The following is a 21499-nucleotide window of genomic DNA, read 5'->3' on the forward strand; positions in this document are numbered from 1 at the left end:
GCACCCACACGAATTGCTTGATTCAGTTGTTAAAGAGCGGTTGGTCAAGATCTTTCGTCTCAACCGAGGCGCGCATTCTACAGCAGCCTCATTTGCTGTCAAGTGGTATTTTTCAGAAGCTTTCAAAGTTTCGCTTGGAAATCTTTAACAACTTCAACCACTTGCGCTTCAGATCTCTCATCAGCGGGAGGCGAATTCTACAGCGTTACACGCTGCTGTCAACACCTCTTTTTCAACTTCTTTTTGGCTTCGATGACCTGAAGCAACCTGCTGTCGAAAACTGCGTAACTCATTGTTTACCAAGGAGTTTTCCTTTTCGACTGCGCCGGAAGTGGGGCGAATTATAGACATCTATAATCTGCCGTCAAGCACTGATTCGGGTTTTCTATCAATAACCTGCAGAAAGCAGTAAAACGCCCCAAAGGACGCCTATATAGAAGAGCCAGAACGCCCTTCTATATAGAAGAGCTTCCTCATAGGCAGCCACAGCCCATGCCATAGCCAAAAAGCGGGACCACGCGTACAGACGATTAGCCGGCCGCCAAAAAACAAAAAAGCACCCAAGGTGCTTTTTTGTTATCGCTATCAGCTGGACAAGGCCGCCACCCTCGCCCGCGCCATGTGCAGCTTTTTGTAACTGTCGATCAGGCGAAGGTGCCTGTCGAGCCCTTCGAGTTTCATGCTCGTCGGCGTCAGACCATAGAAACGTACGCTGCCATCCACGGACCCTATCGCCGCGTCCATCCGCTCGTTGCCGAACATCCGGCGGAAGTTGACCTCGTAGTCGCTCAGTTCCAGATCATCGTCCAACTGCATTTCCAGCACGACGTTCACAGCTTGATAAAACAAGCCGCGTTCGACGGTGTTGTCGTTGTATTGCAAGAAGGCTTCCACCAGATCCTTGGCCTGGTCAAACTTCTGCAAGGCAAGATAAATCAGCAGCCTCAGCTCCAGGATCGTCAACTTGCCCCAAGGCGTGTTGTCGTCGAACTCGATGCCGATCAAGGTGGTGATGTCGGTGTAATCATCCAGCTCGCTGTTTTCCAGACCCTGGGCCAGCGATCTCAGGCCGACTTTGCTCAGGCTGTGCAGATTGAGGATGTCAGCGCGGAACTGCAGCGCTTTGTTGGTGTTATCCCAGATCAAATCTTCTACCGGATAAATTTCCGAGTAATCCGGCACCAGAATGCGGCAGGCCTTGGCGCCAATGTGCTCATAGACCGCCATGTACACTTCTTTGCCCATGTCTTCGAGAATGCCGAACAAGGTCGTGGCCTCTTCGGTATTGGAGTTTTCGCCTTGACCGGAGAAATCCCACTCAACGAATTCGAAATCCGGCTTGGCACTGAAGAAACGCCACGAGACCACACCGCTGGAATCGATGAAGTGCTCGACGAAATTGTTCGGCTCAGTCACCGCCTGACCTTCGAAGGTCGGCTGAGGCAGGTCGTTCAGGCCTTCGAAACTGCGGCCTTGCAGCAGTTCCGTCAGGCTGCGCTCCAGCGCCACTTCCAGGCTTGGGTGCGCGCCGAACGAGGCAAACACGCCACCGGTACGCGGGTTCATCAAGGTCACGCACATCACCGGGAACTCCCCGCCCAGCGATGCATCCTTGACCAGCACCGGAAAGCCCTGCTCTTCCAGGGCCTGGATACCGGCCAGGATGCCCGGGTATTTCGCCAGCACTTCCTGCGGCACATCCGGCAGAGCCATTTCGCCTTCGAGGATTTCGCGCTTGACCGCGCGCTCGAAGATCTCCGACAGGCACTGCACCTGGGCTTCGGCCAGCGTGTTGCCGGCGCTCATGCCATTGCTCAGGAACAGGTTTTCGATCAGGTTGGACGGGAAGTACACCACCTCATTGTCCGACTGGCGCACAAACGGCAGTGAACAAATGCCACGCTGGGTGTTGCCGGAGTTGGTGTCGTACAGATGCGAGCCACGCAACTCGCCATCCCGGTCGTAAACCTTCAGGCAGTACTCGTCGAGGATTTCAGTCGGCAGTTCGTCCTTCGGGCCAGGCTTGAACCAGCGCTCGTCCGGGTAATGCACAAACGCCGCGTTGGCGATGTCCTCGCCCCAGAACTGATCGTTGTAGAAGAAGTTGCAGTTGAGGCGCTCGATAAACTCGCCCAGAGCCGATGCCAGCGCACCTTCTTTGGTCGCGCCCTTGCCATTGGTAAAACACATCGGCGAGTGTGCATCGCGGATGTGCAGCGACCACACATTGGGAACGATATTGCGCCACGAAGCGATTTCAATCTTCATGCCCAGGTCGGCCAGGATGCACGACATGTTGGCGATGGTTTGCTCCAGCGGCAGGTCCTTGCCCACGATGTAGGTGCCCGCTTCGCCAGCCGAGTGCGGCATCAGCAACGCCTGGGCATCGGCGTCGAGGTTTTCCACCTCTTCAATTACAAACTCAGGCCCGGTTTGCACCACCTTCTTTACCGTGCAACGGTCGATGGAGCGCAAGATCCCCTGACGATCCTTGGCGGAGATGTCCGCCGGCAATTCGACCTGAATCTTGAAAATCTGGTTGTAGCGGTTTTCCGGATCAACAATGTTGTTCTGCGACAGGCGGATATTTTCGGTGGGGATATTGCGAGTTTCGCAATACAACTTCACGAAGTACGCCGCACACAACGCCGACGAAGCCAGGAAGTAATCGAACGGCCCCGGTGCCGAGCCATCGCCCTTGTAGCGAATGGGTTGATCGGCGATCACCGTGAAGTCGTCGAACTTGGCCTCAAGTCGAAGGTTGTCGAGAAAGTTGACCTTGATTTCCATGTGCGATTACCAGAATAACGAGCTAAACGATTTGGCCGCCATTATCCGGTTTTTCGGCACGGACCGTTAACTTTCCACTATTTATCGATCAACGCCACACCGCGCTCCTCAAGCAAGCGCACAAACATCGTCAGGCTCCGCGACACCGTCCCCCTGCGCCACACCAGCCAGGTGCGCAGATAGCGGAACGACTCCGATAACGGCCAGACGCTGACCGTCGTGCATCCAGGCATGCTTTCAAGCATGCTGCGGGGCATCAGCGCCAGGCCGGCACCGGCGCTGACGCAGGCCAGCATGCCGTGATAGGACTCCATTTCGAAAATCTTGCCGGGCACCGCCGCACCATTGGCGAACCAGCTTTCGAAATGATGGCGATAGGAGCAGTTGGAGCGGAAGGCATAGATGTTTTCGCCATTCACATCCTTGGCTCGATGAATCGGCTCATGGTTGAGCGGTGCGATCAGGACCATTTCCTCCTCGAAAGCAGGCACGCCCTCCAGCGCCGGATGCAACACCGGACCATCGACGAATGCAGCGGCCAGCCGCCCCGACAGTACCCCGTCGATCATGGTCCCTGAGGGGCCGGTGGACAGGTCCAGTTCGACCTTGGCGTGCTTCTGGTTATAGGCGGCCAACAGCCCTGGAATACGTACCGCTGCAGTACTTTCCAGCGAACCCAGGGCAAAGGCTCCCTGGGGCTCTTCACCCGCCACGGTGGCGCGCGCCTCCTGAACCAGGTCGAGAATACGTCGAGCGTAATCCAGAAAACTCCAGCCGGCCGGCGACAGGCGCAGTCGACTCTTCTCGCGGATAAACAGGTCCACACCCAGGTCCAGTTCAAGCTGCTTGATTCGGGTGGTGAGATTCGATGGCACCCGGTGGATATGCTGGGCGGCCACGCTGATGCTGCCGTGCTCGGCGACAGCCTTGAAGATTTCGAGCTGAACCAGATCCAAGTCATTCTCCAAACGTGAACGTTATGCTCAGTATTATTCAGTTTCCAGAAAACATACAGCCCCATACCCTGAGCACATTCCTACCTCGCAGGACGGTGCCATGACCAACGTATCCAGCCTTACCCATGCCATTTCGATCAACCCCACTACTGGCGAGCAGATCGGCCACTACCCTTTCGAATCCGATTCGGCATTACAGGCCGCGCTGACGCGGGCCGCTACCGGGTTTCGTGCCTGGCGCGGCAAACCGGTTGAACAACGCGCGCAGCTGTTGATCAACCTCGGCCAGGCCTTGCGCAACAATGCCGAGGCCATGGCGAACATGATCACCCTGGAGATGGGCAAGCCGATTGCCCAGGCTCGCGGCGAAATTGAAAAATGTGCGCAACTCTGCCAGTGGTACGCCGAACACGGCCCCGCCATGCTTAGCCCGGAACCAACCTTGGTGGAAGGCGGCAAGGCACGCATTGAATATCGCCCTCTCGGCCCGATTCTCGCCGTGATGCCGTGGAACTTCCCCATCTGGCAAGTCCTGCGCGGCGCGGTCCCCACCCTGCTCGCCGGCAATACCTTCGTGCTCAAACACGCGCCCAACGTCATGGGCAGCGCCTACCTGCTGCTGGAGGCCTTCAAGCAAGCGGACTTCCCTGAAGGTGTGTTCGAGGTCATCAACGTCACCCCGGAAGGAGTATCCAAGGCTATTGCCGATCCACGCATCGCGGCTGTCACCCTCACCGGTAGCGTGCGTGCGGGCATGGCCATCGGTGCTCAGGCCGGCGCCGCACTGAAGAAATGTGTATTGGAGCTCGGTGGTTCCGACCCATTTATCGTGCTCGACGACGCCGACCTCGATGAGGCGGTGAAAGCCGCCGTGATCGGGCGCTATCAAAACACCGGGCAAGTCTGCGCCGCCGCCAAACGCCTGATTGTCGAGCAAGGCATTGTCGAGGAATTTACCCGCAAGTTCGTCGAGGCCACCCAACAACTGGTTGTCGGTGATCCACTGGCTACCACCACCTACATCGGCCCGATGGCTCGCTTCGACTTGCGCGACGAACTGGATCAACAGGTGCGCGACACACTGGAAGAAGGTGCGACGCTGCTAATGGGTGGGAAGAAGGTTGAAGGCCCTGGCAACTACTATGAGCCCACCGTACTCGGCGACGTGACCGATCAGATGACATCATTCAAACAGGAATTGTTTGGTCCTGTGGCCTCAATCATCACGGCCCGAGACGCCGCCCATGCGCTGGCGCTGGCCAATGACAGCGAGTTCGGCCTTACAGCCACCCTCTACACGCGCAATGCCGAACTCGCCCGGCAGATGGCCGACGAACTTGAAACCGGCGGCGTGTTCATCAACGGCTATAGCGCCAGCGATCCGCGTGTCAGTTTTGGTGGCGTGAAGAAGAGTGGTTTTGGCCGGGAACTCTCGCACTTCGGGGTGCGCGAATTCTGTAATGCACAAACGGTTTGGCTGGATCGGCGTTAAGGGCAGCTTAGTGCTCCGGGGTAAAAGAAACGATCTTGATCTCGCCCTCAACAAACCCAACAAATCACCCACAAACAACAACGCGGCTCAATGAGCGGCGTTGTTGCGTATGACGTGGGAAATGAGACTCGCATCAGGCATTCGACCCATTGAAGTCTAGGTTTTTTTGATTCCTGCGCCCCGACCAACTTACAACTTGTCGGTACTGATTGGAAATAGGCACGCCAAGAGCTTCCCTTGCTGCTCTTGCAAACTAGCGCCCATAACTTGGCACACCCGCGACACCCGTCACCTTAACCGAAAAGGTATTATTTGCCCCCCACTATGCCTTCAAATACATCAGTCAACTTATTTAATAAATAACCCGGCATCAAACCACCGAAGGCGATCAACACCCACACTCCATCGTGCCGAAAGTTATTTCGGCACGACATATACACCCATTACCCATCATCATATTACACCTCATTGGACAGTCATTATTGGGCACACTCTAACATTCACACTTTCCACGAATAACACAACACCTCAACAACATTCAGACCAACATCCATAAACCTCGCTGACTTATTATAACATTCATTGACACTAAGATGCAGGCACCCTACATTAGTGGCACTCTGCCAATGCCAAGACTATGCATCAACTTTACAAGTTAATGGAATGCTGAGTTTCTGAGTTATTTCATTCCTGGTACAACGCATGAAATATGTAGACGATATTGCGAAACTCTTTACACGTTTTGGCGCCAACGCGGAGAGCTACCAGGAAATACAACCGAACTATAAAGATTTCAAGGACGACCCGGTTACACCTGCGCTGACTGAGCCAAAACCGTCGGTGGCCTTGCCTCCCCCAACACCAACGCCCCCGGTGTTTCTACTGGACGAGCCACAGCCTTCTTTGTTGATTGGCACGCCGGTCGAGCCTGTGAAGAATGCTGCCCTCTCGCCACCTTCGCCAAAATCCCCTCCCCTGACCAAGCCAGCTGCGAGCCCTGCTACGGGTGACCGTCAGCGATTGAGCGACCTGTTGCGTGAACTCAACCAGGTTCGTCGAGACGGTCTGCCGGAAACGACTCGCAAGCGGACCAAGGCGAAGGTCATCGCTATCGTTTCGGCGAATGGTGGAGTGGGTAAAAGCACCATCGCCGCGGGCCTCGCAAAAACACTTCGCAGCTCTGGCGGGCGAACCATCGCGATTGATCTGGACCCTCAGAACGCGCTGTCCAGCCACTTGGGTATCACCAGGCAGGCTCCCGGGCTGATCCAGCTCAAAGAACAGAACGCAGACTGGGGCGCTTATCGCCTGCCGGGCTTTGGCGACAGCGAGTGCCTGCCCTTCGGTACTGGCGAGGTGAACGATCGCCGATTGCTCAAGCAGTTGATGCTTGAAGATTCTGACTGGTTGAATCGGCACCTGGCGTCAATGAACCTCAGCGAAAACGATACCGTGATCCTGGACACGCCTTCGGGTGCGACCGTGTATTCGCAACAGGCACTCGATGCCGCCGATCTGGTGTTGGTGATGACAGTGGCCGACGCGGCCTCCTACCTGGCACTGGACACCATGACCCAGTGGCTGGAAACCAGCCGACGACGGGCACAACGGCACCGGTATGTGCTCAACCAACGGGATGACTCGCGTTCGTTCAGCAGGGACATGGGCGTGCTGTTTCTGCGGCGGCTCGGCGCTAACCTGATCGGGACGATTCGCCTCGATCATCAATTCAACGAGTCGCTGGCCTACGGTCGGGACCTGTTGCAGTTCGCACCTCAGAGCATTGGCTGTCAGGACATCCTCTCGCTGTCAGGCGCGGTTCATGCCCTGCTTTTCGCGGATGCTTGCAGCCAGCAGGGCACACCATGACCGCCCAGCTGAATCAGCTACCGGCAAAGACGTGGTGGTTGCAGGGGCTGGTGGATACTTTCCTGGCTCGCGTCAGTCGATGGCCCCTGCGTTGCCGCCAGGGCCTGAAGATCTCGGCCGGGCTGAGCGCAGCATTGTTGGTGCTGGGTATCCTCACTGCGCCGCTGAACCTGTATTCCCAGGCTGCGTTTGCCGCCGTCTGTTTTGCCGCCAGCCTGATCATCCGCAAGCAAGCCGGGCGTCTGGCGATCCTGACCCTGATCACCCTCTCGCTGATCGCTTCGCTGCGCTACATGTACTGGCGCCTGACCGACACCCTGGGCTTCGACAACTGGCAGGATGCCGTATTTGGCTACGGGCTGGTGCTGGCCGAACTGTATGCCTTGCTCGTCCTCGTCTTCGGTTACGTACAGACCGCCTGGCCGCTGCACCGCACACCGCAGTTTCTGCAACAGCCGCCCGCTGAATGGCCGACGGTAGATGTCTTCATTCCCACCTATAACGAAGCGTTGGGCATCGTCAAACTGGTGGTGCTTGCCGCTCAGGCCATCGACTGGCCCGAGGGCAAACTGCGGGTGCACATGCTCGATGACGGACGCCGGGAAGAGTTCAAGGTTTTCTGTCAGCAGATCGGAGTCAACTACATCACCCGCGACAACAATCAACATGCCAAGGCCGGCAACCTCAACGAGGCACTCAAAGTCACCGATGGCGAGTTCATCGCCATTTTCGACGCCGACCACGTGCCCACCCGCTCCTTCCTGCAGATCACCATGGGCTGGTTTTTAAAGGACCCGAACCTGGCGTTGCTGCAAACGCCGCACTTCTTCTATTCACCCGATCCGTTCGAAAAGAACCTCGATACCTTCCGCTCGGTACCCAATGAAGGTGAGCTGTTCTACGGCCTGGTGCAGGACGGCAACGACCTGTGGAACGCGGCATTCTTCTGTGGCTCCTGCGCGGTCATCCGGCGCACTCACTTGCTGGAAGTCGGCGGCATCGCCACCGAAACCGTGACGGAGGATGCGCACACGGCGCTCAAGCTCAATCGCCGTGGTTTCAATACGGCCTACCTCGCCATTCCACAAGCGGCGGGCCTGGCCACCGAAAGCCTTTCCCGCCACATCAGCCAACGCATACGCTGGGCACGGGGCATGGCGCAGATTTTTCGCACCGACAATCCGTTGTTTGGCAAAGGACTGAACCTGGGGCAGCGTATCTGCTACCTCAACGCCATGATGCACTTTTTCTACAGCCTGCCGCGCCTGGTGTTCTTGACCGCACCCTTGGCCTACCTGATGTTCGACGCGCAGATTTTCCATGCCTCGGCGCTGATGGTCACGGTCTATGTGCTGCCGCATATTTTCCATTCCAGCCTGACCAACTCCGCCATCCAGGGGCGCTTCCGCCATTCCTTCTGGAACGAAGTGTATGAGTCGGTGTTGGCCTGGTACATCATGCGCCCGGTACTGTTGGCCCTGATCAGCCCTTCGCTGGGCAAGTTCAACGTGACCGACAAGGGCGGCACCATCGAAAAGGACTATTTCGACTGGAAGCTCGCACGGCCTTACATCGTCCTGCTGACCTTGAACATGATCGGTCTGGTGATCGGCGTGGTGAAACTGATCGGGAGTGATTCGGCCCAGGTCACGACCCTGCTGATCAACCTGGCCTGGACCCTGTACAACATCATCATCGTCAGCGCCGCCGTGGCGGTGGCCACTGAGTCCTCTCAGGTGCGCAACGAACCCAGGGTGCCCGCAGATCTGCCCGTGCGCGTCTATCGCGAAGACGGCACCTGGTTCGAATGCAAAACCCAGGACTTCTCGCAAAACGGCGTGGGTCTGGCACTGCCACCGCAAGTTCAGCTCAGCATCAATGAGAAGCTGCGGCTCTGCATTCTGCGCACGCCTCCCTCAAGCCTCTTTCCTGCAACAACGATCTTCAGCAACGACAACGGGGCGGGCGTGCAATTCGAGGCTTTGACCCTGCGCCAGCAAAGTGAGCTGGTGCGACTGACCTTTTCACGGGCCGACACCTGGGCCAACACCTGGGGTAACGGCCGCCTCGACGCGCCCATGTCGGCGTTGCGCGAGGTCAGCAGCATTGGCTTACGCGCCATCCTGCGCCTGTTCGTTGCAACCCTGAAGGACAGCCGCGCGCTGCTGCGCAAACGCCCGGTCGCTCCATCACCTATCGACTCCACCGCGGACACGCAACGATCTTGAAGCCTTCCACTCGCCGGACCTTTCTTCCTCGTCGCTCACTCATGCTGATTGCCTGCTCGCTAATGGGCTGGAGCGGCTGTGCCTTGAGTGCTGCCGCCCAAATCAGCGCCACAGACCCGGCTGTGATGCCGGTCGCATCGTTGCCCGAAACCGATGCCCCGGGTAACAGCTATACCCGCACCCTCAAGGAGCTGGGCAAAAGCTATTCGATGACCCTTAAAGGCGTGGAGGCTACCGACAGTGTGAATTTCGATGTGCGCGCCGATGAAGTCGTCACGGCTGCGCAGGTCACGCTGCAGTACAGCTACTCACCGGCGCTGCTGGCCGATCTTTCGCAAATCAACGTGCTGATCAACGATCAAGTGGCCGCCAGCCTGCCCCTCCCGAAGGAAGATGCCGGTAAATTGCAGACCCGGACCGTGCAGATTCCGCCGCAGACCATCACCGAATTCAACCGGCTCAGCCTGCAGTTCATCGGTCACTACACGATGCAATGTGAAGACCCTTTGCACTCCAGCCTGTGGGCCAGGATCGGCAACGAGAGCCAGCTGAGCCTCCAGGTGTCGTCGATCAGACAGCCCAACGATCTGTCCGCGCTGCCGCTGCCCCTGTTCGATCGTCGAGACGCCTTGCCCCTGAAGCTGCCCTTCGTGTTCGCCACGCGCCCAAGCGGTCCGGAGCTTGAGGCCGCGGGCATCCTGTCTTCCTGGTTCGGCGCACTGGCCAGCTACCGCGGCGCAACCTTTCCCGCCAGCCTCACCAGCCTGCCGGCCAAAGGCAACGCGGTGGTGTTTGTCAGCGGCAGCGAGTCAACGACCTTGAGTGGTTTGCCGATCAAAGAGGCCACCGGGCCGACATTGACCCTCGTGAGCAACCCGAATGATGCTCAGGGCAAACTGTTGATCGTCTCCGGGCGCGATGGCGCCGACCTCAAAGTCGCCGCGACAGCGCTGGCCCTCGGCGGCTCGGCCTTTTCCGGGCAGAGCGTGGTGATCGACCGGATCGACTCGCTCAAGCCACGCCAACCGTACGACGCGCCAAACTGGCTGCCCTCCGATCGCCCGGTTCGCCTGGGTGAGCTGGCGAAGCCCGCAGAACTCAATGTGTCGGGTTATAACCCGGGACAAATGACGGTTGCCCTGCGCTTGCCACCCGACCTGTTCAACTGGCGTGAGCCCGGTGCGCAACTTGACCTGAAGTACCGCTATACGCCGCAACCGGTCTCCACCAATTCTTCGTTGCTGATCAGTTTCAACGACACCTTCATCAAGTCGATCGACCTGCCTTCGATCGAGAAACTCGGCAACAGCGACAGCCTGCTGTCGATGCTCAAGACCGACGACAGCCTGGCCCGCACGTCGCGCATGCTGTTGCCGCTCAATTCAGTCGCACTGCAATCGCGCCTGCAATTTCGTTTCATGTATGACTACATCAAACAGGGCGAATGCCGCGACATCATCATCGACAACATGCGCGGTGTGATCGACCCGGACTCGACCCTGGACCTCAGCCAATACGAACATTTCATGGCCATGCCCAACCTCGGGGTGTTCAAGGACAGTGGCTTCCCGTTCACCCGCATGGCCGACCTGTCTGAAACATCGGTGATCCTGCCCAACGAGCCAGGCCCGGCCGATCTGAGCGCCTATCTGACCCTGCTGGGCCGCTTCGGCGACTCCACCGGTTATCCGGCTACCGGCGTGAAGGTGGTCCGCGCCGACCAGGTCGCTGAGCAACGCGACCGGGATTTGCTGGTGCTCGCCTCGGGCAACAATCAGCCGCTGCTGGAACAATGGCAAAGCCTGCTGCCGGCCAGGGGCGAAGACGCTGCGCAGTACTTTGAACTGTCTGACCTGCCGTTGCGTCTGCGCAACTGGATCAGCCCGGATACGAAAACCAATCTGCGTGAAGCGCGCAGCAGCTTCAGGTTTAGCGCCGAGGACGGCAGTGCTTATCTGACCGGATTCGAATCGCCGCTCAAGAGTGGGCGCAGCGTGGTGTTTATCACCGGCACAAGGCCCGGCGGCCTGGCCGACGTGACCAACGCCCTGCTCAGCAGCGAGGAAAATGCCAACGAACTGCAAGGCAGTCTGGTGGTGGTCAGGGGCAAGCATGTCGAATCGCTGGTCGCCGAGCAGGATTACTACGTCGGGCGCTTGGGTCCGTTGCGCTATCTGCAGTGGTACCTCTCGCAAAACGTCATGGCGCTCATGCTGTTCACCCTCATCGGGGTCCTGCTGCTTGCTTGCATGGCCTACCTGGCCCTGCGCCTACGGGCCAAACGTCGTCTTGGCCAATGAGCCGCGCAGGCCTGTGTCGTCCATGAGCAGCCGGGGTATTTCACTGCGCCAGGGCCTGCGCGGTAACGCGCGCAGGTTGAGCGCTGTGCTTGCGCTCGCCCTGCTGGCGCCGGCGATAGCGGCCGCACAATCCTGCGAGCCGCCGGCCTGGCCACTGTGGCAAACCTATGCAACACGCTTCGTCCAGGCCGACGGCCGGGTTCTGGAGTCGAGCCTTGAGAACAATCACAGCACCTCTGAAGGGCAGTCCTACGGCATGCTCTTCGCACTGATCGGCAACGATCAGCCACGCTTTGACAAACTCTGGCGCTGGACCTCGGCCAACCTCGCAGGCTCCACCACCGCCACACGCCTGCCGGGCTGGTTATGGGGGCAAGGCAAGGACGGTCAGTGGCGCCTGCAAGACGCCAATTCGGCCGCCGACGCCGACCTGTGGATCGCCTACGCCCTGCTCGAAGCCGCACGCCTGTGGCATCGGCCGGACTATCACCGGGACGCCCTGCAGCTGATGGCGACGATCGAAGCGCAATTGGTGGTCAAACTGCCTGGGCTCGGCCCAATGGTCTTGCCCGGACCACAAGGTTTCGTCCAGCCGGGCGCCCTCTGGCGCCTGAACCCCAGCTACCTGCCACTGCCACTGTTACGGCGCCTGGCCAAGGAAGCACCCTCCGGGCCCTGGCAAGCGATTGCCAACAACACCGCGACGATGATTGCCCAATCCAGCCGCCACGGTTTCATCGCTGACTGGGTCGGTTATCAAGGCTCTTCAGCACAATCGGGTGCCTTCGTGAGCGACCCGATCAACGGCGACACGGGCAGCTACGACGCCATTCGCGTGTACCTCTGGCTGGGCATGAGTGATACCTCCGAACCGCTGGCAGCGCTGCTGCTCAAGCGGCTGGACGGTATGGCCCGCAGCACTGTCGCGACGGGTTCCCCCCCGGAAACGGTCCAGGTTCTGCACGGCAGTGTCCAGGGTCAGAGCCCTTACGGATTCTGGGCTGCACTGATTCCCTACCTTGAGGCCAAGGGGCAACCCAAGTTGGCCGATCAGCAACGACGCCGCGTGGAACTCGCCTTGCACGAGGCACTGGCCAGGCCTGATGTCGACGCCGGTCCGCCGCGTTACTACAACTTCATGCTCAGCCTGTTCGCACTCGGCTGGGCAGATAAACATTATCGATTCCGGGAAGACGGAACGCTGAAACTTTCCTGGGAGACCGCATGCACCCGCACCACCGCACGCTAGCCATCGCCGTCATGAGCGCATGGACGGCCGCTGCTGCCCACGCTCAAAGTCCGACGCCACAGACATTACTCGTCGAGCAAGGGCAGTACTGGCAGTTGCACAACAACCCTCAGCGCGCTACGGAAGTCTGGCTGAAAGTCCTGTTGCTGGACCCGGTCCAGGTTGACGCACTGTATGGCCTGGGCTTGATCGGCGTGCAACAGGCCAAGCCCCAACAGGCGCAGCAATACCTCGCCCGCTTGCAGGCCATCCAGCCAGCGCCTCGGCAGGCACTGCAATTGGCGCAGGACATCGCCCTGGCGCAACCGCAGAACCAGCAGCGTCTGGAAGAGGCTCGGCGCCTCGTCGATGCCGGTGAACGTGACAAGGCGACCGTGGTGTTTCGCTCGCTGTTCGATGGCCGTCCACCTCAAGGTACGATCGGCCGCGAGTATTACAACAACCTTGCCTTCAATCAGGCTGACTGGACTGAAGCACGCAGTGGACTTCAGCGCCTGCAACGTGAGATGCCCAACGACTCGATCGTCGCGCTGTTTTACGCCAAGCATCTGGTGCGCCATGAAGACAGCCGTGCCGAGGGCATCCGCGCCCTGGCCGCGCTGACCCAGCGTACCGACATTGCCGGTGATGCCGACGAAAGCTGGCGCCTGGCGCTGACCTGGATCGGCCCGCCCGATCCGGCACAAGTGCCGTTGTTCGAGGCGTACCTCAAGACGCATCCGGATGACGTGGAAATCCGGGCGCAGATGACCAAGGGCAAGCAACAGGCAGCAACGACGGCCAACAAGGAATGGCAGCCGCCCGCCGAAGTCGCGCGCGGCCTGAAGGCACTCAAGGAAGGTGATCAGGCCACCGCCGAACAAGCCTTTCAAGCGCGCTTGAAAAGCCAGCCCGACGATGCCGATGCGCTGGGCGGCCTTGGGGTTATTCGCCAGCAACAACACCGACTGGCCGAAGCGGAAAAGCTCCTGGGGCAGGCCACGCGTCAACACAACGGCAGCCACTGGCAAGTTGCGCTGAACGAAGTGCGCTACTGGTCGACGTTGCAGCAGGCCCGCGACGCCCTGGCCAAAGGCCAGACAGCCCAGGCACTGGCCTTGGTAAACCAGGCGCTGCGGCTCAATCCAAACGGGGTGGACGCTCGCCTCGCCCTGGCGGACATTCAGGCCAGCGCGGGCCAGTTCGAAGACGCTCAGGGCAACTATCGCCAGGTGCTGAGCCAGCGCCGCGACGACCCTCAAGCGCAGGAAGGGCTGGTCAACGCGCTGCTCAAGAGCGGCAAGAACGATGAAGCCCTGCAACTGATCAACAGCCTGCCAGCCACCGGACAGGCAAAGATCGGCCAGTCCGCACGCCTGCAAGCCTTGCGTGCGACGCAACTGGCCGCCCTCGCCGAACAACGCAACGACCTGCCCGCTGCGCGCAACGCCTTGCAAGACGCGCTGCGCTACGAACCGGACAACATCTGGACGCGTTTCGCCCTGGCCCGCCTGAACCTGGCGATGGGCGAACCGCAAAAGGCTCGGGACCTGATCAACGCCATGCTCCAGGCCCATCCCGCCAATGCCGATGCGCTTTACGTCAGTGCCTTGCTGTCGGTCCAGATGGGTGAGTGGAAAGCTGCCCAGACAACCTTGGCACGCTTGCGCCCCGACCAGCGCACAGCGGACATGGAAGCGCTGGCCGCTGATGTCAGCCTCAACCTGCAACTCAGCCAGGCGATCGAACTCGGCAAGCGCGGACAGCGCCAGGAAGCCCTGGCCTTGCTCGAGCGCATTCAGCCGATGACCAACAACAGTCCAGACCGCACGGCGAGCCTGGCCTCGGCCTATGTCGACCTCGGCGAGCCGACCCGTGCACTGGCCCTCATGCGCAGCCGGTTGCAACAGACCACAGCGCCCTCGGCGGACTTCATCCTGCAATACGCCGCGGTCCTGCTTAAAACCGGAGAAGACGCACAGGTCAACGAGATTCTGCGCGACCTGCAGAACAGGCCCTTGAACGCGCCGGCTCGCAAGCGCTTCGACGACCTGCTCTATCTCTATCGCATCCGCCAGGCTGACCAGCTGCGTGAGCGCGGCGATCTGGCCAACGCCTATGACACGCTGGCGCCCGCACTGGCGCAACGTCCCGGTGACAGCGCGGCCGTCGCGGCCCTGGCGCGGATGTACTCGGCCAACGGCGACACGGCAAAAGCCCTCGAACTCTACAAACCGCTGTTACAGCGCCAGCCAAACGACCCGCAACTGCTGTTGGGTGCTGCCGACGCGGCGGTGCTGGCACATGACCCGGCCTTTGCCGAACAGGCGCTGCAACAGCTGCTCAAGACCGAATCCGGTAACCCTCAAACGCTGACCGAGGCCGCACGCCTCTACCAGAACATGGGCAAGTCCGGCACGGCGACCGATCTGCTGCGCAAAGCCGTGGCCATCGAACAGAGCGAGAAACGCAGAAACCAGGGCGGCCAACTGGCCGGCTCGACGGTGGCGCCCAACCCTTTTGCCGGGGTGTCGGGTTCACGTAGCGAAGTCAGTCGCGACACCTTGCTGGCAGCCATCCCGCCACCGGTTCAGGAGATGCCGGGCAGTGTGACGTCCCGCCCCCCTTTTGGCATCGACGCCCCGCCACGGCCGCAGCAGGCGAGCAATCCATTCGAGTCGCAGTTGCCGCGCGCAGCACTGGTGAGCGAGGACATCAGCCCCGCGCAACTGGCGCTGAATAAAATCCTTCAGGAGCGCAGTGCCTACGTCACCCAGGGCGTGAGCATTCGCAGCAACAACAGTGAGTCGGGGTTGAGCAAACTGACCGACATTGAAACTCCGCTGGAAATCAATATTCCGCTGGATGAAAGCCGCATCGCCCTGCGCGTGACGCCGGTCTCGCTGAACGCCGGCAGTGCCAATAGCGAGGCGCTGTCGCGCTTTGGCAACGGTGCGCAGGGCGGCAGCGCCGGTTCGCAAAAAACCGAGGGTGTCGGCCTTTCCGTCGGCCTTCAACGGCCCGCCGATGGGCTCAAAGCCGATCTCGGCACCACCCCGCTCGGCTTCAAATACACCACCGCCACGGGCGGCATCAGCGTTGATCGCCCCGTGAGCGACACCTCTAATGTCCGTTACGGCGTGAGCGTTTCCCGGCGTCCGGTGACTGACAGCGTCACCTCGTTTGCCGGCACCACGGACAAACGCAGCGGGCAGTCCTGGGGCGGTGTGACCGCCAACGGCGGGCGTGGCCAGTTGAGCTATGACGACAACGAAGTCGGCGCCTATGGCTACGCCTCCTGGCACCAGCTATTGGGCAACCATGTCGAGTCCAACAACCGCAGTGAGCTGGGCAGCGGTGTGTACTGGTACCTGCAAAATGCAACGGACAGCAAACTGACCGTCGGCTTGAGCATGACCGGCATCAGCTACGCCAACAACCAGGACTTTTTCACCTACGGTCACGGCGGCTATTTCAGCCCGCAGACGTTCTTCGCCCTGGGCGTGCCGGTGACCTGGGCACAACGCACCGGGCGCTTGACGTATCAAGTCAAGGGCTCGGTCGGCGTGCAGCATTTCGAGCAGGACAGCGTCGACTATTTCCCCAACGACAAAGCCATGCAAGCGGCCTCGGGCTTGCGCTACGAAGGGCAAAACAAAACCGGGATCGGCTACAGCGTCGCCGCGGCGGCTGAATACAAGGTCGCTTCGAACTTCCTGCTGGGCGCCAATCTGGGCCTGGACAACGCCCGCGACTACGAACAACTCAGCGGTGCCCTGTCCTTGCGCTACCAGTTCGAGGAGATCAGCGGCCCCATGAGCCTGCCGGTCAGCCCGTACACCTCGCCTTATTCCAACTGATCATTCTGGAGTTTTCGATGCCCACTTCTGCCCTTGCCGGTCTGACTCTCCTTGTCCTTGGGGAGAGCCATATGAGCCTCGCGGACCATTTGCTGGAGCCGCTGCACGACAACCTGACTCGCCAAGGCGCCCAGGTCCACTCCATCGGTGCCTGCGGCGCCAGCGCCGGTGATTGGTTGATCAGCAAGAAGGTCGACTGCGGTGCCGAGCGCAAAGGCAACGACAAGATCGTGATCAAGGGGCGCGAGGCAACCACCACACCGATCCAGGACCTGATCGCCGCCGACAAGCCCGACCTGGTGGTACTGGTCATCGGCGACACCATGGCGTCCTACGACAAGCCGGTGTTTCCAAAGGCCTGGGCATGGCAAAGCGTCACCAGCCTGGCCAAGGCCATCGCCGCCACCGGAACCCGTTGCGCCTGGGTGGGCCCGGCCTGGGGCAAAGCCGGTGGCATGTACCAGAAGAATGATGCCCGCACCCAATTGATGTCGCAGTTTCTGGCCGCGAACGTGGCGCCTTGCACCTACATCGATTCGCTGACGCTCTCCAAACCCGGACAGTGGATCACCACCGATGGGCAGCACTTCACCGTCGCCGGTTATCAATCCTGGGGCAATGCGATTGGAGGTGCGCTGGCCAAACTGCCCGCCGACACCGTCAGCAGCACAGGAGCCGGCAAATGACCCGATCCGCATGTGGCTGGGCGCTGTTCGCGCCCTTGATGCTGAGCCTGCACGCCCAGGCCGCCGACATTGCCCTGTACCCGACGGGCCCGGATCAGGACTCGGCCTTCCTGCGCTTTATCAACGCCGCCGACCGCCCCCTGCAACTGCTGGCCGAAGGCTCGCAGGCAAGCCTCAGGCTCGAGGGTTCGAATGCCGTGTCCGACTACCTGCCCGTGCCCGCCAACCAGCCGATCAAGGGCACCCTGGAACTCAACGGCAAAAGCCAGCCGCTGGATATCCAGGTGGCAGCCGGCGAGTTCGCCAGCGTTATCGCTTTGCCAGACAGCGCTCAAGGTATCCGCCAGGTCGTCATCCGTGAGCAACCCGACGACTTCAATAGCCTGAGAGCCTCGCTGGCGTTTATCAGCGCCGATCCAGCGTGCACCCAGGCCGGTTTGCGCGCTGCGGGGAAGAACGCCGACCTGTTCAAGGAGGTGGCCGACGGCAGCGTACAACGCCGAGCGATCAACCCGGTCAGCCTGTCGGTGCAATTGGTCTGCGCCCAAACCAACGTCGGTGCGCCGCTTGACCTGGGTCGGCTCAAGGCCGGCGAACGCTACAGCGTTGTGCTGCTACCTGGCGCAAATGGCCCATACCTGCTGCTCGCGACTGACGTCCTGGCTCACTGATCGGATCGCGCCACCACCATGGTTTTTGCCTCTCTCGAGTTTCTGACGTTGTTCCTGCCGCTGTTCCTGTGTGCCTATGCACTGTGCCCGGCGGCCTGGCGCAACATCACGCTACTGATCGGCAGCTGGCTGTTCTATGGCTGGTTGAGCCCACGGTTCCTCGCGGTGCATGTGGTGCTGACGATCATGGCGTGGGTCGGCGGCTTGCTGATTGACGCCCTGCGGGAAGAAGGCAAGGGCCGCGTGCGGCTACTCGCGACGCTGATCGTGCTCAATACCTCGGTGCTGTGCTGGTACAAGTACGCCAACATCGTCGCCGGTACCTTGATCGATGCCGTCACCGGGTACGGCGCCATGCCCCCGGACTGGCAGCGGGTCGTCATGCCGGCCGGGCTGTCGTTTATCGTCTTGCAGGCGATTTCCTATCTGGTGGATGTGCATCGCCGTACCGTGCCGGTTGAACGCAGCTTCATTAACTACGCCACCTATATTTCGATGTTCGGCCATTCGGTCGCCGGCCCCATCATTCGCTATGACTGGGTTCGGCGCGAGCTGAATCAGCGTTACTTCAACCGGCAGAATTTCTCGCTGGGCGCACGCCGGTTCATGGTCGGGATGTGCATGAAGGTCCTGGTGGCCGACACCCTGTCGCCGGTGGTCGACGTTGCGTTCAATGTACAGAACCCCAGCTTCTCTGACGCCTGGATCGGCTGCCTTGCCTATTCCTTGCAACTGTTCTTCGACTTCGCCGGCTACAGCGCCATGGCCATTGGACTGGGCCTGATGCTGGGCTTTCACTTTCCCGAGAACTTCGACCGTCCTTATCTGGCCAACAGCATCCAGGACTTCTGGCGCCGCTGGCATCTGTCGCTGTCCAGTTGGTTACGCGACTATCTGTATATTTCGTTGGGCGGCAATCGCAACGGCACCTGGAAAACCTACCGCAACCTGTTCCTGATCATGGCCATTGCCGGCCTCTGGCACGGTGGCGATAGCTGGAACTATCTGCTGTGGGGCTGTGCCCATGGCCTCGCGTTATGCGTTGATCGTGCCTGGAACCGCTCCACCCTGCCCGCTGTACCGCCGGTGCTGTCCCATGGCCTGACTCTGCTGTTTGTGTGCCTGGCCTGGACACTGTTCCGCGCCCCCGACTTACCTAGCGCGCTGAGCCTGTATGCCGGACAGTTCGGGCTGCAGGGCATCGCCCTCGGTGACGAACTGTCCACGACCCTGCGCCCGGTGCACGGCATTGCGGGTTTGCTGGGTGTGTTCGGTGTCGTCGCACCGCTGCTGCGCCCTTACTGTGAGAAACGACTGGGCGGCATTTTGCTCTACGCCGCCGCCCTTTGGCCCATCGCCGGTTTCATGCTGTCGTTCGCACTGATCGCCAGTCGCGAAACCGTCCCCTTCCTGTACTTCCAATTCTGATGACGATCCCAAAGCACACCCCGCCCCCCACTCAGCCAGATGATCCGGCGACACGCAGCAGTCGGTTGGCAGGCGTGGCGCTGTTGATATTCCTGGTCGTCGGGCTGCTGTCCACTGGCCGTCTGATCGTTTCAGGGCAGATCTCGCTGCTACCCGACAAGGTGCTGACCACGCAGATTCTTGACGGCGATATCACCCATCGGATCGCCAAGGAACTGTCGAACGCTCACTTTCCCACCACGCTCGCCGAGCTGGAGCGCGGTGCCAGTTGGCTGCTCCTGCGCGACACGGGGCCGAGGGTTCGCCCGGGTTGTCCTGACTGGCTGTTTTTGGCCGATGAACTCAAGATCAATCACCAGGCGCAGCGTAATGCCGATGCCAAGGTCCAGGCAGTGATTGATCTGAAGCAGCAGCTCTCCCAGCGTGACATCAGCCTGCTGGTGGTCATCGTTCCAGACAAGAGCCGCATCGCTTCCGGGCAGCTTTGCGCACTGCACCGCCCAGCCGCTCACGAAGGGCGCATCCAGGTCTGGACCTCGAAGCTGGATGCGGGTGGCGTGTCGAACCTGGACCTCACCGGTGCGCTGACGCCACTGGGGGCCAGTGCCTGGTTGCGCACCGATACGCACTGGAGCGAATCCGGCGCGAAGACGGCGGCCGAGGCTATCGCGCAGCGACTGAAGACCCAGGGCATCAGCGCAATGCCACGCAGGTCGTTCAACGAAAGTCATGCCCCGCTCGCGGTGCGACCTGGCGATCTGGTCCATCTGGCGGGCATCGACTGGCTGCCGCTCAAATGGCAACCCGCAGCCGAAATGGTCGCCCAGACCAGCACCGACGAACTTCCCGTTGCGTCATCCGCCAACCCTGACACCGAGGCAGACCTCTTTGGCGATGCCGACCTCCCCGACACCGCGCTCATCGGCACTTCATTCTCACGCAACTCCAACTTCGCAGGGTTTCTGCAGCAGGCACTGGGCGCCCCCGTAGGTAACTTCGCCAAAGACGGCGGCGCGTTCTCTGGCGCTGCAAACAGCTACCTCAACAACCCGGCCTTCAAGGAAACGCCGCCAAGGCAAATCATCTGGGAGATCCCGGAGCGGGACCTGCAGTCGGCTTACATCGACCCCATTGCCTATCGCTCATTGCGCTAAGGCAATCGCATCCGGCAGTCGCTCCAAACCCCACGGATCAGCGCCTTCAACATCAACGCCTCCTCCCAGCGATCCGTGATGTCACGCCCATCAGCCCCCGTCATCGCATAGGGTGGCGGGCCGAGTTCGCAGGTGAAGGACAGGCTGGCGGGTGTATTCGGGCGGGCCAGCCAATCCTCGATCCCGTAGCGCCACCAGCCCAGGAATCGGTCCAGCCAGGGTCGATGCTGGGCAAAACTCAAGGGCACCTGAACCTGTTCGCCGTTGGCGACCCGACCGTGAAAGCCCCAACTGTGGCGCAGGATGGTATGGATCTGTTCGTCGTCTTCAGCGGTAGCCGACTCAGGCAATTCCCGGCCCACGACGTAGTGGGACAGGTCGGCCAACAGTTTGAGATGGGGCATTTGCGCGAGAATGTCGAGGGTGAACAACAGGTCGCTGGTGAGACGATAACGGTGGGTTTCCAGCAGGATCGGAAAGTCCACCTGCTCGGCCAGACGCTGCCAGCCTTCGATCAGTTCGATGGCTTGCGCCAGCGTGCGCGGCCGGACGTCGGCCTGCAACGTGAGGTGGTGGCAGCCGTAGCGGGAAACGACATCGAGCGCGACTGCCAGATCATCCACGGTCCGGGGGAACAGTTGACCTTCGATTTGCAGGCCTTGCGCCTTGGCGGCGGCGCTCAGGCGTGCAGCCTGTGGCGCCTTCCAGAAATGGTCGGTGATGCCGTCGAAACCGGCGGCGGCGATTTTCTCCAGTTGCGCTTCAATGGAAAGGTCGCATTGGCCACGGTGATCTTGCATGGCCCACAAGGACTGAAACACCAGGAATTCGCGCATG

The 21499-nt window shown here is 60.4% G+C and carries 13 protein-coding genes; 10 read left to right on the forward strand and 3 right to left on the reverse strand.

Translation table 11 applies throughout. The features are described from left to right. Positions 1 to 585: 585 nt before the first annotated feature. Together AC3IT6_RS18040 and ptrR are read right to left on the reverse strand one after the other, a co-directional pair. On the reverse strand, positions 586 to 2790 hold the full coding sequence (locus tag AC3IT6_RS18040; protein ID WP_489351649.1) for an OsmC domain/YcaO domain-containing protein: 2205 nt from the start codon (positions 2788 to 2790) through the stop codon (positions 586 to 588). 77 nt (positions 2791 to 2867) lie between these two features. After that, on the reverse strand, positions 2868 to 3746 hold the full coding sequence (gene ptrR, locus AC3IT6_RS18045; RefSeq protein WP_489351651.1) for a putrescine utilization regulator PtrR: 879 nt from the start codon (positions 3744 to 3746) through the stop codon (positions 2868 to 2870). Positions 3747 to 3846: 100 nt separating this feature from the next. Between ptrR and AC3IT6_RS18050 the strand changes: the two genes are divergently transcribed. The 10 genes from AC3IT6_RS18050 to AC3IT6_RS18095 all read left to right on the forward strand — a co-directional run bounded on the left by AC3IT6_RS18050 (position 3847) and on the right by AC3IT6_RS18095 (position 20662). After that, entirely contained in the window at positions 3847 to 5238 is a 1392-nt protein-coding gene (locus AC3IT6_RS18050) for an aldehyde dehydrogenase family protein (protein WP_489351653.1), read from the forward strand. A 702-nt stretch (positions 5239 to 5940) separates the two neighbouring features. Next, on the forward strand, positions 5941 to 7107 hold the full coding sequence (gene bcsQ / locus AC3IT6_RS18055) for a cellulose biosynthesis protein BcsQ (protein ID WP_489351655.1): 1167 nt from the start codon (positions 5941 to 5943) through the stop codon (positions 7105 to 7107). Then, positions 7104 to 9335, forward strand: a complete 2232-nt coding sequence (bcsA, locus tag AC3IT6_RS18060; RefSeq protein ID WP_489351657.1) for a UDP-forming cellulose synthase catalytic subunit — start codon at positions 7104 to 7106, stop codon at positions 9333 to 9335. The genes bcsQ and bcsA overlap by 4 nt, the downstream gene beginning before the upstream one ends. Before the next feature lie 41 nt (positions 9336 to 9376). Then, on the forward strand, positions 9377 to 11635 hold the full coding sequence (gene bcsB / locus AC3IT6_RS18065) for a cellulose biosynthesis cyclic di-GMP-binding regulatory protein BcsB (protein ID WP_489351659.1): 2259 nt from the start codon (positions 9377 to 9379) through the stop codon (positions 11633 to 11635). Between the two features lie 22 nt (positions 11636 to 11657). Next, the gene (bcsZ, locus tag AC3IT6_RS18070) at positions 11658 to 12884 is read left to right on the forward strand and encodes a cellulose synthase complex periplasmic endoglucanase BcsZ (protein WP_489351661.1); all 1227 of its coding nucleotides are present in this window, start codon (positions 11658 to 11660) and stop codon (positions 12882 to 12884) included. Then, positions 12860 to 16723 carry a cellulose synthase subunit BcsC-related outer membrane protein gene (locus AC3IT6_RS18075; RefSeq protein ID WP_489351663.1) on the forward strand — a complete coding sequence of 1288 codons (3864 nt, stop codon included), beginning with the start codon at positions 12860 to 12862 and terminating at the stop codon, positions 16721 to 16723. Before bcsZ ends, AC3IT6_RS18075 begins: the two co-directional genes overlap by 25 nt. A 17-nt stretch (positions 16724 to 16740) precedes the next feature. Further along, positions 16741 to 17409, forward strand: a complete 669-nt coding sequence (locus tag AC3IT6_RS18080) for an SGNH/GDSL hydrolase family protein (RefSeq protein WP_223448574.1) — start codon at positions 16741 to 16743, stop codon at positions 17407 to 17409. After that, on the forward strand, positions 17406 to 18080 hold the full coding sequence (locus AC3IT6_RS18085) for an alginate O-acetyltransferase AlgF (RefSeq protein WP_489351665.1): 675 nt from the start codon (positions 17406 to 17408) through the stop codon (positions 18078 to 18080). The genes AC3IT6_RS18080 and AC3IT6_RS18085 overlap by 4 nt, the downstream gene beginning before the upstream one ends. Positions 18081 to 18098: 18 nt before the next feature. Next, positions 18099 to 19508, forward strand: a complete 1410-nt coding sequence (locus AC3IT6_RS18090) for an MBOAT family O-acyltransferase (protein ID WP_489351667.1) — start codon at positions 18099 to 18101, stop codon at positions 19506 to 19508. Then, positions 19508 to 20662, forward strand: a complete 1155-nt coding sequence (locus AC3IT6_RS18095) for an alginate O-acetyltransferase AlgX-related protein (RefSeq protein ID WP_489351669.1) — start codon at positions 19508 to 19510, stop codon at positions 20660 to 20662. The genes AC3IT6_RS18090 and AC3IT6_RS18095 overlap by 1 nt, the downstream gene beginning before the upstream one ends. Here the strand turns inward: AC3IT6_RS18095 and AC3IT6_RS18100 are convergent. Beyond that, entirely contained in the window at positions 20659 to 21498 is an 840-nt protein-coding gene (locus tag AC3IT6_RS18100; RefSeq protein ID WP_489351671.1) for a sugar phosphate isomerase/epimerase, read from the reverse strand. The genes AC3IT6_RS18095 and AC3IT6_RS18100 overlap by 4 nt on opposite strands. Between the last annotated feature and the right edge of the window lies 1 nt (position 21499).

The sequence above is a fragment of the Pseudomonas sp. KH_017 genome, assembly GCF_057840285.1.